Source organism: uncultured Sulfitobacter sp., assembly GCF_947497275.1.
In the GTDB taxonomy this organism is placed as follows: domain Bacteria; phylum Pseudomonadota; class Alphaproteobacteria; order Rhodobacterales; family Rhodobacteraceae; genus Sulfitobacter.
The window spans coordinates 526,248-540,860 of record NZ_CANMFS010000001.1 but is presented as its reverse complement, the minus strand read 5'-3'; the positions used below and the strand labels follow the sequence as shown (position 1 = coordinate 540,860).

At 62.4% G+C, this 14,613-nt stretch carries 14 protein-coding genes and 1 pseudogene; 8 read left to right on the top strand and 7 right to left on the bottom strand.

The annotated features are described in order from the left end of the window. The first annotated feature begins 104 nt into the window (after positions 1–104). The 7 genes and pseudogenes from lptF to Q1A06_RS02575 all read left to right on the top strand — a co-directional run. The gene (gene lptF / locus Q1A06_RS02605; RefSeq protein ID WP_299558362.1) at positions 105–1,235 is read left to right on the top strand and encodes an LPS export ABC transporter permease LptF; all 1,131 of its coding nucleotides are present in this window, start codon (positions 105–107) and stop codon (positions 1,233–1,235) included. Then, positions 1,232–2,329: an LPS export ABC transporter permease LptG gene (lptG, locus tag Q1A06_RS02600; protein WP_299558360.1), complete on the top strand. Its 1,098-nt coding sequence runs from the start codon at positions 1,232–1,234 to the stop codon at positions 2,327–2,329. The genes lptF and lptG overlap by 4 nt, the downstream gene beginning before the upstream one ends. After that, a complete protein-coding gene (gene lptD / locus Q1A06_RS02595) occupies positions 2,330–4,471 on the top strand; it encodes an LPS assembly protein LptD (RefSeq protein WP_299558358.1) in 2,142 nt (713 codons plus the stop codon). It begins immediately after the preceding gene. Further along, positions 4,459–5,694: a peptidylprolyl isomerase gene (locus Q1A06_RS02590; protein WP_299558356.1), complete on the top strand. Its 1,236-nt coding sequence runs from the start codon at positions 4,459–4,461 to the stop codon at positions 5,692–5,694. Before lptD ends, Q1A06_RS02590 begins: the two co-directional genes overlap by 13 nt. After that, the gene (gene pdxA, locus Q1A06_RS02585) at positions 5,691–6,653 is read left to right on the top strand and encodes a 4-hydroxythreonine-4-phosphate dehydrogenase PdxA (RefSeq protein WP_299558354.1); all 963 of its coding nucleotides are present in this window, start codon (positions 5,691–5,693) and stop codon (positions 6,651–6,653) included. Before Q1A06_RS02590 ends, pdxA begins: the two co-directional genes overlap by 4 nt. Beyond that, entirely contained in the window at positions 6,650–7,492 is an 843-nt protein-coding gene (gene rsmA, locus Q1A06_RS02580) for a 16S rRNA (adenine(1518)-N(6)/adenine(1519)-N(6))-dimethyltransferase RsmA (RefSeq protein WP_299558352.1), read from the top strand. The genes pdxA and rsmA overlap by 4 nt, the downstream gene beginning before the upstream one ends. 276 nt (positions 7,493–7,768) lie before the next feature. After that, positions 7,769–7,957, top strand: a pseudogene (locus tag Q1A06_RS02575) (IS3 family transposase); the annotation flags it as partial. A gap of 153 nt (positions 7,958–8,110) precedes the next feature. Here Q1A06_RS02575 and Q1A06_RS02570 read toward each other — a convergent pair. The 3 genes from Q1A06_RS02570 to prfA form a co-directional block, all read right to left on the bottom strand. Next, positions 8,111–8,689: a DUF4167 domain-containing protein gene (locus Q1A06_RS02570; RefSeq protein WP_299558350.1), complete on the bottom strand. Its 579-nt coding sequence runs from the start codon at positions 8,687–8,689 to the stop codon at positions 8,111–8,113. Between the two features lie 214 nt (positions 8,690–8,903). After that, complete coding sequence (gene prmC, locus Q1A06_RS02565; RefSeq protein ID WP_299558348.1) at positions 8,904–9,740, bottom strand: peptide chain release factor N(5)-glutamine methyltransferase; 837 nt, start codon at positions 9,738–9,740, stop codon at positions 8,904–8,906. Next, a complete protein-coding gene (prfA, locus tag Q1A06_RS02560; protein WP_299558346.1) occupies positions 9,737–10,786 on the bottom strand; it encodes a peptide chain release factor 1 in 1,050 nt (349 codons plus the stop codon). The genes prmC and prfA overlap by 4 nt, the downstream gene beginning before the upstream one ends. Positions 10,787–10,837: 51 nt before the next feature. Between prfA and Q1A06_RS02555 the strand changes: the two genes are divergently transcribed. Next, positions 10,838–11,152 (top strand): hypothetical protein, encoded by a 315-nt coding sequence (locus Q1A06_RS02555; RefSeq protein WP_299558344.1) that lies wholly within the window; start codon positions 10,838–10,840, stop codon positions 11,150–11,152. Here Q1A06_RS02555 and Q1A06_RS02550 read toward each other — a convergent pair. From Q1A06_RS02550 to Q1A06_RS02535, 4 genes are read right to left on the bottom strand one after another with little or no spacing between them, the layout of a single operon-like run. Then, positions 11,078–11,491, bottom strand: coding sequence for a DUF1499 domain-containing protein (locus Q1A06_RS02550; RefSeq protein ID WP_299558342.1), 414 nt, complete (start codon positions 11,489–11,491; stop codon positions 11,078–11,080). The genes Q1A06_RS02555 and Q1A06_RS02550 overlap by 75 nt on opposite strands. Positions 11,492–11,526: 35 nt before the next feature. Further along, complete coding sequence (speB, locus tag Q1A06_RS02545) at positions 11,527–12,480, bottom strand: agmatinase (RefSeq protein WP_299558340.1); 954 nt, start codon at positions 12,478–12,480, stop codon at positions 11,527–11,529. Next, complete coding sequence (speB, locus tag Q1A06_RS02540; RefSeq protein ID WP_299558337.1) at positions 12,477–13,442, bottom strand: agmatinase; 966 nt, start codon at positions 13,440–13,442, stop codon at positions 12,477–12,479. Before speB (Q1A06_RS02540) ends, speB (Q1A06_RS02545) begins: the two co-directional genes overlap by 4 nt. Further along, the gene (locus Q1A06_RS02535; protein WP_299558335.1) at positions 13,443–14,612 is read right to left on the bottom strand and encodes a M20 aminoacylase family protein; all 1,170 of its coding nucleotides are present in this window, start codon (positions 14,610–14,612) and stop codon (positions 13,443–13,445) included. Position 14,613 lies beyond the last annotated feature (1 nt).

Sequence of the window (14,613 nt, the reverse complement as noted above, 5' to 3'; positions counted from 1 at the left end):
AGCGTGCGAAGACGCCCAAGGCCAGATAGGAGTTTTCCACCCCTTCGCTTTGCGGTATCGTCGCGCTCAATCACCGCCGTGGAATAGAAGTGAGGAGGATCAGAGTGGGCCATGTCGACCGCTACGTGCTGTCGCAGCTCCTGGTGCTGTTTGGCTTCTTCGCGCTGGTGCTCGTGGCAATTTTCTGGATCAACCGCGCCGTAATCCTGTTCGATACCCTTATCGGGGATGGACAGACGGCGCTTGTTTTTCTCGAATTCACCGCTCTCGGCCTGCCGCGCCTCGTGGCGACCGTCCTGCCCATCGCGACGTTCGCCGCGTCGGTTTATGTCACCAACAGGATGATCTCCGAAAGCGAGCTGGTGGTCATGCAGGCCACGGGAACGGGCCCCTGGCGGATGGCACGACCTGTTCTCGTGTTCGGGCTGTGCGTCGCCTTGGGGATGAGCATTCTGAGCCACTTTCTGGTGCCGATGGCGCAGTCCGAACTGAAACAACGCGAACAGGAAATAGCGCAGAATGTCACCGCCAGGTTGCTGACCGAGGGAACATTCCTGCATCCGACTGATAAGGTCACATTCTACACACGGCAGATCGACGCCGAGGGCGTGCTGCGCGACGTCTTTCTGTCGGATCGGCGCGACCCGGAGCGCGGGGTGATCTATATCGCTGCCGAAGCCTATCTGATCCGCAACGACGATGTGACCACGCTGATCATGGTCGACGGGCTGGCACAGCGCCTCGACCGCGAAGAGCTGCGCCTTTCAACCGCCAAATTTGCGGATTTCTCGTTCGACATCTCAGCGCTCGTGCGGTCTGACGATGTGCGCGCGCTCAGTATCGCGAACACCCCCACACCGGAACTTTTGAGCGATTGGGATGGCATCGCTGCTCAGTCCGGCAAGACGCGGGGCGACATCGCCGAAGAAATCAATGCACGCATTGCGCAACCGCTGTTCTGCGTCGTCGCGGCGATGATCGGTTTTTCAACGCTTCTGATCGGCGGCTTTTCTCGGTTCGGCGTCTGGCGCGAGATCGTGATCGCCTTCGGGCTGCTCTTGGCGCTTGACGGCATGCGCGGCACGCTGGTGCCGCAAGTCCGCGAGATGGCAAATCTCTGGCCGATCCTCTATCTGCCTGCAGCGATCGGGGCGCTTTTGTCATGTCTCATGCTGCTGCATGCGGCGCATCCGGGATGGCGGGCACGGCTGCACAGGCGCGGAGCTTCCGCATGACGTTGCATCTGTACTTCGCACGGCGCTTCACGATGAGCTTTCTCTACATCACCGCGATTCTGTCGACGCTGATCTTCATCACCGATCTGATCGATCAGGCGCAGGAGAGCTATGCCGAAAACGTGACGTTCGGCGACATTATCCGGCTCACCCTGCTGCGCGTGCCGCAAACGATCAACCTGATCCTGCCGCTCAACATGCTGCTGGCCACTGTCGCCCTGTTCGTTTCGCTCGCGCGGTCCTCGGAACTGGTGGTGACGCGGGCGGCGGGTCGGTCAGCGTTGAAAACGTTGATGTCGCCGGTTGCCGTGGCCTTTATCATCGGGCTGATGATCGTGGGTCTGTTCAATCCCATTGTCGCTGCCACGTCGAAACGGTTCGTGCAGCTCTCCGAAGGGTATCAGGCCGGCGGCCCCTCCGCTCTGTCGGTATCCGAAGAAGGGCTGTGGCTGCGGCAGGGCACTGCCGACGGCCAGTCGGTAATCCGCGCGTGGCGATCGAACAACGACGGCTCGGTGCTATATGACGTGACCTTCATCGCCTACGAGCGGGACGGTGGGCCGATCCGCAGGATCGAAGCGCAAAGTGCGGCTCTTGAAGACGACGGATGGAAACTGAGGAACGCCAAATCCTGGCCGTTGCAAGCCGGAATAAATGCCGAGGGCAATTCCAGCTTTCACGAAACGCTGACGATCCCCTCGTCGCTTACGCTCGAGCGGATCCGGGACAGTTTTGGCAACGCCGGCAGCATTTCGATTTATGATCTGCCGGACTTTATCCGACAGCTTGAATACTCCGGTTTCAGCCCCCGCCGTCATCAGGTCTGGTTGCAATCCGAGTTGGCCCGCCCGCTGTTTCTGATGGCCATGGTTCTTGTTGCGAGCGCCTTCACCATGCGCCATACCAGATCGGGAGGCACCGGTGTCGCGGTGCTGTTGGCGATACTGTTGGGGTTCGGCTTGTATTTTATCCGCAGCTTTTCGCAAATTCTGGGTGAAAACGGCCAGATACCGGTAATCCTTTCCGCATGGGCGCCGCCCGTAGCGGCCGTATTTCTGGCCTTGGGGCTGCTGCTGCACAAGGAAGACGGTTAGATGCGGCGGTTCTTGCTTGTTCTTCTGTTGGTCCTGCCCGGCCTTTTGCGCGCACAGCAAACCGGCGCACCGGCGCTTCTTGTTGCGGACCAGCTTTATATCACCCGCGACCGGATGCTTGTGGCGTCCGGTAACGTCGAGGCATTCCAGAATGGCGTGCGTCTGCAAGCGCGGGCAATCCGCTATAGCCAGGACACGGGCGGGTTGGAAATCGACGGACCAATCACCCTGACCGAAGGCGAAGGCACGGTGATCGTCGCCGATGCGGCCGCGCTGGACGGGGATCTGCGAAACGGCATCCTGCGCGGTGCGCGGCTGGTGCTCGAACAACAGCTGCAACTGGCAGCCGTTCAGCTGAACCGTGTCGATGGCCGCTACAGCCAACTGTACAAGACCGCGATCACCTCGTGCCGTATCTGCGACGACGGGCGTCCGCCCCTTTGGCAGATTCGCGCCAAGAGGGTGATTCACGATTCGGTCGAAAATCAGCTCTACTTCGACGAAGCGCAGTTTCGCATCGGCAATCTTCCGGTGTTCTGGTTGCCGCGCCTGCGTCTTCCCGACCCGACCGTGAGCCGTGCAAGCGGCTTTCTCGTGCCTTCGGTACGCAGCACGTCACAGCTCGGCATCGGCCTCAAGATCCCGTATTTCATCAAGCTGAGCGACAAACGGGATTTGACCCTGACACCCTATCTTTCGTCTTCGACGACGACCCTGCAGTTCCGCTACCGGCAGGCCTACCGCAACGGACGCGTACAGTTCGACGCCGCCATCACCGAAGACGACCTGCGCCCCGGAGACACGCGCGGCTATCTGTTCGGGCGCGGTGAATTCGCGCTGCCCGATGATTTCACCCTGCGCTTCGATATCGAAGCGGTCAGCGACGATGCTTATCTCAAGGACTACGGCTATTCCGACGCCGACCGCCTGCGATCCGAACTGCGCCTGAGCCGGGCGCGCCGCGATGCCTACATCAGTGCCAGCTTCATCAATTTCAAAACCCTGCGCGACGGCGAAGAAAACGCAACCCTGCCGACCCTGGTGCTGGACGGCGAATACGAGCGGCGCTTCTTTCCCGATGCACTGGGGGGCGAGGTGCGGGCCCGTCTTGTCGCACACAGCCACAGGCGCAGCTCCAGCGTGTCGATTGACAGCGACGACGCCGATGACATCGTCGATGGCCGCGATATTGCGCGCCTGAACGGCCAGCTTGACTGGATGCGCACCGCCATCTTCGCCAGCGGGTTGCGGGCCGACACCCAGCTCGGCGCCAGTTTCAACGCGTTCCGCATCGCGCAGGACGATACATTTCCCGACCGCGTTACCGAAATAACGCCCCATGCGGCTCTGACCCTGCGCTATCCGCTCAGCCGCCAATCCGCGAACGGCGTGCGCCACCTGCTTGAGCCAGTCGCCCAAGTCAGCGTCGTCGGCGGCACCCGTCTGGATATCCCGAATGAAGAGAGCACCCGCGTGGAGTTCGATCAGGGCAATCTCCTGAGCATCTCCCGGTTTCCGCGGCCGGACCGACGCGAGCGCGGGGCGATGGCCGCACTCGGGGTCGGTTGGTCACGGTTCGATCCTGACGGCTGGAACACGCATGTCACCCTGGGTCAGGTCTTCAGGGAAGATACGGATTCAGGGTTCTCCGCGACATCAGGCCTCGACTCGCTTTCGTCCGATTTTCTCGTCGCCGGTCAAATCGAGACCGGCAGCGCACTGTACCTGACCGGACGCAGCCTGCTTACCGAAGACTTCGACCTGACCAAGGCCGAGGTGCGTGGTGATTTCGCCATGCGCCGGGGGCGGCTCGGCGGGGGGTACGTCTGGCTGGACGCCGACGCCGGTGAGGACCGCGACAGCAGCGTTTCCGAATTCGCGCTCGACGGCAGTTTGCAGATAAACCGCTACTGGACCGCAAGCGCGGATTGGCGGTTCGACACGGCCTCGGACCGGGCAGCGACGGCAGGCTTTGGCCTGAGCTATGAAAACGAGTGTGTGACCCTCGATCTGAGCATCAAGCGCCGTTATACCACATCAACAAGTGTTGAGCCCTCGACCGATTTCGGTTTTAACATCGGTCTGCGCGGCTTTGCCGCTGACACTGGAACAGAAAGATACGTCCGCTCATGTTCAAACTGACCCTCGCACCCTTCATCATCCCCACACTCGCCGCGGTCCTGCTGACGGCACCCCTCGGGCGCCCTGCCGTCGCGCAGAACCTGTTCGCGCCGGTGGCAACTGTCGACAGCAGCGTCGTGACCGAATTCGAAGTGCAGCAGCGGGTGCGGTTCCTGCAAGTGCTCAACGCATCGGGCGGCACCCGCGAGGCCGCGATCACAAGCCTGATCGACGAACGGTTGCGCGCGCAGGCGATCCGCGACGCCGGGTTGGAATTGGGCGAGGAAGGCATCAATGCCGCGATGGAGGAATTCGCGGGCCGCGCCAACCTGAGCCGCGCAGAATTCGTAGAGGCCCTCGGACGCGCCGGTGTGGCCGAAGAAACTTACCGCGATTTCGTATTGAACGGCGTCGCCTGGCGCGATCTAATCCGCGCACGCTATGGCAACCGCGTCGATGTTACGGAGGCTGAGATTGACCGCGCGCTTTCCACACAAAGCAACGGTGCCTCGAACATCCGGGTGCTGGTGTCCGAAATTATCATTCCCGCGCCACCCCCACAGGCAGCGCGCGTTGCCGCGCTTGCAGAAGAAATCGCGCAAAGCACGTCGGTCGCCGAGTTCTCCTCCTACGCAGGCCGCTATTCCGCGACAGCAACCCGCGATGCCGGGGGCCGTCTGCCGTGGCAATCGCTAAGCAATCTGCCACCTGCCCTGCAACCTCTCATTCTTGCACTTTCGCCCGGCGAGGTGACTCAGCCGCTCAACATCCCGAACGCGGTCGCGTTGTTTCAGCTGCGCGATATTGACGAAACCGGCAAACCGCAGAAGGACTATGCCGCCATCGAATATGCCGCCTATTATCTGGCCGGCGGCCGGTCCGAAGGAACACTGCAACAGGCCGCTCGCCTCAAGACGCAAGTCGACGTCTGCGACGACCTGTACGCCTTCGCCAAGGGCCAGCCGGACGGCGTGCTGGACCGTGAAACCCGGACGCCCGCCGAATTGCCGCAGGACTTCGCCATTGAGCTGAGCAAGCTCGACCCGGGAGAAGTCTCGACTGCTCTGACGCGGTCCGACGGTCAGGCGCTCGTATTCCTGATGATGTGTGGACGCACCGCCGCACAGAACGCCGAAGTCAGCCGCGAGGAAGTAGCGGCGGCGATCCGCCAGCGGCGCCTGTCGGGCTTCGCCGACAGCCTGCTTGCGGAACTGCGCGCCGACGCACGCATCAGCCGGAAATGACCCTGCCCATCGTGCTGACCTGCGGCGAGCCGGCCGGCATCGGCCCAGAAATCGCGGCGCGCGCGTGGGCCACCCTGGCAGACAAGGTGCCGATGATGTGGCTGGGCGATCCGCGCCATCTGCCCGCTGATGTGCCTTTCGAAATCATCGACAGCGCGGCACAGGCGGGCGACGTGTCGAACCGTGCGCTGCCGGTGCTGACGCATCGGCTGGCCGGTGTGGTATCACCCGGCCTGCCCGATCCGGCCAACGCCCAAGGCGTGATCGACGTGATCGCCCGCGCAGTGGACCTGGTGATGTCCGGCGCGGCGGCCGGCGTCTGCACCGCACCGATCCACAAGAAGGCGCTCAAGGACGGCGCGGACTTCGCCTATCCCGGCCATACGGAATACCTTGCAGCTCTTGCAGGCGGCTGCGACGTTGTGATGATGCTCGCCTCCGAGCAGTTGCGGGTGGTGCCAGCGACGATCCACATCGCGCTCGAAGACGTGTCCCGCGCGCTGACCCCCGCGCTCCTGCGCCGTACGATCGAGATCACGCACGATGGTCTGCGCGATCGGTTCGGCGTGCCCGCGCCCCGGATCGCGATCAGTGGCCTCAACCCCCACGCCGGTGAAGGCGGTGCCATGGGCCGCCAAGAGATCGACTGGATCGCCCCGTTCGTCTCGCAAATGCGTTCCGAAGGTTACGAGCTGCGCGGACCGTTGCCCGCCGACACGATGTTCCACGCCGCAGCACGCGCGTCCTATGACGCGGCCATCTGCATGTATCACGATCAGGCGCTCATCCCGATCAAGACCCTCGATTTCGACCGTGGCGTAAACGTGACCCTGGGTTTGCCGTTTGTCCGAACCTCTCCCGATCACGGTACCGCCCTCGATATCGCAGGTAAAAACGCCGCCAACCCGTCAAGCATGATCGAAGCGATCCGCATGGCGCACCGGATGGCGGCGGCATGAGCGCAATCGACTCCCTGCCGCCGCTACGCCAGGTGATCGCCGACCACGGGCTGAGCGCGCGCAAATCGCTCGGCCAGAACTTTCTGCTCGATCTCAATCTGACCGCCAAGATCGCGCGGCAGGCCGGAAATCTGAGCACCTCTGACGTGCTCGAAATCGGCCCCGGACCAGGTGGCCTGACCCGCGGCTTGCTGTCCGAAGGCGCACGCCGCGTGCTGGCCATCGAAAAGGACCACCGGTGCCTGCCCGCCCTGCAGGACATCGCCAACGCCTATCCGGGTCGGTTGCAGGTCATTGAAGGCGACGCGCTCGAGATCGACCCCCTTGCGCACCTGACCCCTCCGATCCGCGTTGCGGCGAACCTGCCCTACAACATCGGTACCGAATTGCTTGTGCGTTGGTTGACACCGCCCGCGTGGCCACCCTTCTGGCAAAGCCTGACATTGATGTTTCAGCGTGAGGTAGCGGAGCGGATTGTCGCCACGCCCGGGTCCAAGGCATACGGACGCCTCGCGCTATTGGCGCAATGGCGCACCGACGCTAGAATCGTGTTGGCGCTGCCTCCCGAGGCCTTTACCCCCCCGCCGAAAGTCTCAAGCGCGGTCGTTCACCTGACAGCACTGGACAAGCCCCGCTTCGAAGCCGATGCCGCCGTCCTGAACCGTGTTGTTGCTGCGGCCTTCAATCAAAGACGCAAGATGCTGCGCGCGGCTCTCAAATCGACCGCGCCCGATATCGAAGACCGACTACGCGCAGCGGGTATCGCTCCCACGGACCGCGCAGAGCAGATCCCCCTTGAGGGGTTCTGCGCCCTCGCCCGTGAAATCGCGCGTTCCTGACGTTCCAAGATGACCGGCCGGGCAAAATGCATCAAACGCACCAGCCATTGTGAAACCAGCAGAGCTATAAAGCTGCGAAGCACGACATGCTGTTAAACGCGCGTTACCGGTCCCGCGCGAAGGGTCGGCGCGGTTTTAGCTCTGTCGGCCTCGCGCGCATAGCTCGGTGTGTTGGAAGAGCGATTTGGTCTCAAGGAAGGGAATGACCGGCATCGGCTTCGGTATTGCATCCTCAGAATGAAGCGGGAGGCATCCCAAAGTCACCCACGTTCGCGCGAGCCGACAGCCGTGAGGTTCAGAGTAATAGAAGACCACCGCTCTGCGTTTCCAACAGATCTGCTGTGTCGCGTCATAGCCGCCAACCCGCGCGGGTTGCAGGTACTCAGCAGCCGTTCGGCCCACCATCGACAGCGATCTGATCCGGTGACGTTGGCGCATATCAGGGAGCAGTTGCATCTGAGCCTTCGCAGGTGTGCCGCCCTAACCGAAGACTCCAAAGAGACAGGACAGCACAGCGGTCGCGCCCCTGTCCCGATGCGGCTCCGTCCCAACAAACGAAAAGCCCCGCACACTTGCGAGGCTCTTCTGGTCGTCACTTCGAATTCTGACCGGATGTGATTAGTCTGCCGCCTCCGGCTGATCGTTACCATCGCTTTTGGGTGTTTCGTCGCCACTGTCATCGGCCTTGGCCTTGGGTTTGCGACGGGGCGCGCGGCGTGTTTTTGGCTTGCTCTCGGGCGTTTCCACCAAATTGCTGTCGCTGTCGTCCGTGGCCTCTTGCGGGGCATCCGCAGCAGTGTCGGGCGCGGCGGAAGGCGTCTCGTCGGACTTGGCTTGCTGCGCTGCTTCGCGTTCCTGACGCTCCGCGCGTTCCCGATCCCGTTCCGCCTGCCGTTCTCGGTTCTGCCGCTCCTGCTCTTCGCGCTTGGCGTCCTGCTCTTTTTGGGCCTCCGACAGCAAACGCAAATAATGCTCCGCGTGCTGCTGAAAGCTTTCCATCGCCACACGGTCGTTGGAGAGTTGGGCATCGCGCGCCAACTGGTTGTACTTCTCGATAACCTGACTGGGCGTGCCGCGCACCTTGCCTTCAGGTCCCGAACTGTCGAACACGCGATTGAAGACATTACCGCCGCTTTGGCTGCCACCACCACGGTTACGGTTGTTCTTGTTACGCGAACGCGATCTTTGAGGTTTCATAGGGGAAGTCAGCCTTTTGGTGCTGTTGTTCATTCAGGCCGGAGGCGCAAAAGCGCGCGTCAAATAAAACCGGCACATACATATGTTGGGCTTAACGCCGCGCGGGACCGCAGAACCGGGTCATCCGCTGCAACATCTACGATTAAACATGTCAGCGGGTGCGGAGCAAGAGAGAATACGCGCCCGTACCCTCAAAATATGCGCGCAATACCGCCTAGGCGGGGTTTTCGGCACAGATAACACGGTCGCGACCGTCCAGATCGGGCAGAATCACCACCGAGGCCCAGCCCGCATTCTCGAATATCGCCCGCACGTCAGGCCCCTGGGTCGCCCCGATCTCGACCAGAACACGGCCTTGCGCGCTCAGATAGCACAGCGCCTGCTCGGCGATCAGCCGGTACACGCTCAGCCCGTCGGCACCGTCCGTCAGCGCCATCACGGGCTCGTGCAGGGCAAGTTCGGGCGCGATATCACGCATTTCTTCGCGGGCCAGATAGGGCGGATTAGACACGATCAAATCGAACCGGCCTTGTGCCGTCCCAAACCAGTCCGAAACCTGAATCTCAGCGCGCTCGGCAACCCCGTGCAAAATCGCATTCGCGCTGGCCTGCAAACACGCGGCCTCCGACAGATCAAGACCCACACCGGTCGCCTGAGGCCGCTCGGCCAGCAACGACACCAGAATACAGCCCGACCCCGTGCCAAGATCAAGAACCCGCTCGAACGGTGCGCCGAGCGCCGCCTCGATCAGGCTTTCGGTTTCAGGCCGGGGGTCCAGCACATCGCGGCTGACCTTGAAACCGCGTCCGTAAAAGGCGCGCTCCCCGACCAGATGCGATACCGGTACACGAACCGCGCGCAAGGCGATCAGATGCTCGTAGCGTTCAGAGATTTCGGGTGCGATTTCCTCGGGCGCGATCAAGGTCACGCGCGCGGCGTCCACGGAAGCCGCATGCGCCAGCAACAGGCGCGCATCGCGTGCGGGATCGGGCACGCCAGCCGCCCGCAGACGGGCGGTGGCGGTGGCCATGGCGACGGCCGCTGTGGTCATTGCCCCATCTCCGCCAGCATCTGCGCCTGATGATCGGCGGTCAGGGCATCCACGATCTCGTCCAGATCGCCCTGCATGATCGCATCGAGCCGGTATAGCGTGAGGTTGATCCGGTGATCGGTCATCCGGCCCTGCGGGAAGTTATAGGTTCGGATCCGCTCGGAGCGGTCGCCGCTGCCCACCTGTGCCGCGCGGCTGTCCGAGCGCTCCTTGTCCACGCGCTGCCGTTCGGCGTCATAGAGCCGCGCCTTGAGAACCTGCATCGCGATTTCACGGTTGCGGTGCTGCGATTTCTCCGAGCTGGTGACGACAATGCCGGTGGGAATGTGGGTGATCCGAACCGCCGAATCCGTGGTATTGACGTGTTGTCCACCCGCCCCCGAGGACCGCATCGTGTCGATGCGGATGTCGTTCGCATCTATATGAATATCCACGTCCTCCGCCTCGGGCAACACCGCGACGGTGGCGGCGGAGGTGTGGATGCGCCCGCCGCTCTCGGTCGAGGGCACCCGCTGCACCCGGTGAACGCCGCTCTCATATTTCAGCCGCGCGAACACGTTCTCGCCGGTGATATGGGCCACGACTTCCTTGATGCCGCCCAACTCGGTCGTCTGCTCTTCGATCAACGCGACCTTCCAGCCGCGCGCCTCGGCGTAGCGTTGGTACATGCGCAGCAGATCCGCCGCAAACAGCGCCGCCTCGTCGCCACCGGTGCCCGGGCGGATCTCCAGCATGGCAGGGCGCGCGTCCGCTTCGTCTTTGGGCAACAACGAGATCTGCAGGGACGCCTCGGCAGCCGGCAGCGCCGTCTCGATCCGGGCGATCTCCTCGCGCGCCAGCGGCGCCATGTCCTCGTCCAGCAGCATCTCGCGCGCGCCCTCAAGATCGTCGAGCAGTGCGCGGTAGGCCGCGATCTGTTCCACGACCGGGCGCAGATCGCTGTATTCCTTGGCCAGCTTTGAAATATCGCCGCCCGCAGTGGACATAGCCGCCTCAAGATACTCGAAACGGGCAGTAATCTGGGCAAGGCGGTCCATCGGTATCATAATGCAGCAAGTGGCCTATCGAAGTGCTTTGGTCAAGAGGTGGCGCATGGTATGCTGGCTGGCATGGTACGCACGATCCTCATCCTGATCCTTATGCCGCTGCCGATCTTCGCGGATATCGTTACGCCCCAGGGCAGGACAATCGATTGCTACTGTACCGACAGCACCGGCGACCGGGTCGAGTTGGGCGAAACGATCTGTCTCGACGTGAACGGGCGGATGTTCATGGCTCAATGCCAGATGTCGCTGAACGTACCGATGTGGCGCGAAACGCACGAAGGATGCCTCAGCTCATCCCTGTCTCCGCTTGGCGCGGACAGATTTGATCAGCCCGTCCAGCCGCGCGGCATTTACCCCCATATCTGATTTGCCGAAACGCAGGCGCGCATACAGCTTGATGTGGTCGCCGTCCCGCTCGATCGTGGTGTAGTCGGGAAACCCGATCCATTTGCTGCGGGTGATATAGGTCAACAGCCCCTCGCCCACGCTGCCTGCGAGCAGTTCCGTGCGCGGCAGCGCCAGCATCCCCTGATGCAAGTCCGACACCAGATCCGGCGCGGCTGGGATGACCCGTGCCGCCCACCCCTCGCCGGTGGCGTCTTCGGCGGGACCGACCGGTCTGTGCCAGCGGGAAACATCGGTCGGCGCAAACCGAATGAACGCCAAAAGGGCCACCACGGCGATCAGGATCAAAGTCAGTATCATCTTGTGCACCTTTATTCGTCCCTTGCACGGCGGGGTTACCGCTCCCTATACGCGCACCCGGGCAGAATGCACAGTAACTCGTAAAGCAGGTTCGCCGCTGTCAGCGCCGTGTTGCCGGATGGGTCATAGGGCGGCGACACTTCGACAAGATCGCACCCCACGACGTTGATACCCCTGAGGGCGCGGATCAGTTCGAGCGCCTGCGGGGTTGTCAGCCCGCCGATCTCCGGCGTTCCGGTGCCGGGCGCATAGGCCGGGTCCAGACTGTCGATGTCGAAAGTAACATAAGTCGGGATGTCGCCAATATCGCGCCGAATCTCTTCACCAAGCTGGCTCAGGCTGCGGTGCCACAGCTCTTCCGCCGGCCACTGCTGGAAGCCCCAGCCGGCCGCCTCGGTGAAATCATCCGCGCCATAGCCGGTGCCCCTGAGGCCGATCTGGTAGGTTTTCGAAGGGTTTATCAACTCTTCTTCATACGCGCGCCGGAATACGGTACCGTGGGTTTCGCGTTCTCCGAACATATGGTCATTCACGTCCGCATGCGCATCGACATGAACAAGTGCCACGGGACCGTACCGCTTTGCCATCGCGCGCAGGATCGGCAGGGTGATCGAATGATCGCCCCCCATCGCGACCGGCATCACGTCAAACATGAGGATCTGATCGTAACTCTCTGCGATGATTTTCAAACTGTCTGACAACGAGAAGGTGTTGATTGCCAGATCACCGACATCCGCCACCTGCAAACCGTCGAATGGCGCAGCCCCCGTCGCCAGATTATGGGGTCGCAACATGGCGCTTTCCGCGCGGATCTGCTTGGGGCCAAAGCGGGTGCCAGAGCGCCACGAGGTTCCGATATCTATCGGGATGCCAAGAATGGCCACGTCCAGCCCCTTGAGATCGTTGACGGACGGCAGCCGCATGAAGGTATTGGGCCCGGAAAACCGCGCCAGTTCGTTTCCGCCGAGCGGTTGGTTCTTGATGCTCATGTCTTGCGTATCCGCGCGCCGAGAAGACACAGGATTTCCGTCGCCACATGCGCGCCCGCAATCGCTGTGGCGCCCGTGGTATCAAACGGGGGCGAGACCTCGACCACGTCACCGCCCCGGATGTTGATGCCTGCCAGATCGCGCAGCATCGCCGCCGCCTGCCAGCTTGTCAGCCCGCCCCAGACCGGCGTGCCGGTGCCGGGCGCAAAGGCAGGATCCAACGCGTCGATGTCGAAAGTCAGATAAACGGGAGTGTCACCCAGCACCGACTTGATCTGTGCGACGGCTGCGGCGGTGCCGCCTTCGTGGACCGCGCGCGCGTCGATGGTGGTCACGCCCATCGTGTCGTCGTTATGCGTGCGTATCCCCACCTGAACGGAAGTTGCCGGATCCACCAGCCCCAGCTTGATCGCCTTGTAGAACATGGTGCCGTGGTCGATCCGGTCCATGTCATCATCGGGCCAGGTGTCCGAATGGGCATCGAAGTGCAAAAGACTTACGGGGCCGAATTTCTCGGCGTAGGCCTTGAGGATCGGAAAGCTGATGTAGTGATCACCGCCCAGGGCCAGGCTGGCCGCTCCGGCGTCCAGAATGCCCTTGATGTGCCGGGTGAGTGCTGCGGGAAATTCCGACACCTGCGCATAGTCGAACGCGAGATCGCCGTAGTCGGCGATCGCGCATTCCGACAGCACGTCGAAATCCCAGCCGTAGGGCGGATCGTAAGGTTGCAGCGTGCTCGCCTCGCGGATCGCGCGCGGACCAAGGCGCGTGCCGGTGCGGTTGGTCACCGCCTGATCGAACGGCACTCCCGTCACGGCAATGTCGACCCCTGTCAGATCCTTGGTGTAGCGCCGCCGCAAAAACGAGGTCGCACCGCCAAAGGCGTTCTCAAAGCTCGGCCCCTTCAGATCATCGCGCGTGAACGCCTGATCCACTTGGCTTTTCGCATCCTCAAGCGCCATCTACTTGCCCGCCACCGGCTGCGTCGTTTCGACAAGCCGCGCAAAGAAGGAGGCGCCGACGGGGGCGATCTCGTCGTTGAAATTGAATTTCGGGTGGTGCAGCCCTGCGCCCTCGCCCGCACCGAGGAACAGATAAGCGCCGGGGCGCTCTTCGAGCATGTAGGCGAAATCCTCGGCCCCCGCGACCTTGCCGTATGCCGTGTCGACGCGCGCGTCGCCGACGATCTCGCGCGCGACCTGCGCCGCAGATTCCGTTTGCTCCGCCGCGTTGTGGGTGCTGGGATAGCCTTCCTCGTAGTCGAGCGTGGCGCTCACGCCATACGACGCCGCCTGCCCCTGAACGATCTCGTCCATGCGTTGCCGGATCAGCGCCTGAACCTCCTTGTCGAAGGTGCGCACGGTGCCGTTTATCCACGCCGTATCCGGGATGATGTTGCTGGCGCTGCCAGTGTGGATCTGCGTGACTGAAATCACCTTTTCCTGTGCGGAATGAACATTGCGGCTTGAAATGGTCTGGATCGCCGTCACCATGCCGCAGGCGGCGACAACGGGGTCTGCGGTTTCGTGTGGCATCGCACCATGGCCACCGCGTCCCTTGATCTGGATTGTGAATGAATCGACCGCTGCCATGATCGGGCCTGCGGTGGTATGGAAGGTTCCGGGCTCCAACCCTGGCATGTTATGGATGCCATACACTTCCGTGATCGCGAAGCGGTCCATGATACCTTCGGCGCACATCACCTGCGCGCCGCCGCCTTCCTCTTCCGCAGGTTGAAAGATCAGCGCGACACGCCCCGCGAAATTGCGCGTTTCGGCCAGGTATTTCGCAGCGCCCAGCAGCATTGCCGTGTGGCCGTCGTGTCCGCATGCATGCATCTTTCCGGGATGGGTCGAGGCATAGTCGACACCCGTATCTTCCTCGATCGGCAGCGCATCGAAATCCGCGCGCAACCCGATGGTCGGCCCCGTGCCACTGCCATCGATGATCGCGACGATCCCTGTCTGCGCGATACCGGTGTGGACTTCGTCCACACCGATCTCTTCAAGCCGATCGCGGATGAAAGCCGACGTCTTGGGGCAGTCAAATCCGAGTTCGGGAATGGTGTGCAAATGTCGGCGCCATGCGATCATGTCGCTGGTATAATCCGCTATCCGGTTGATAACAGGCATG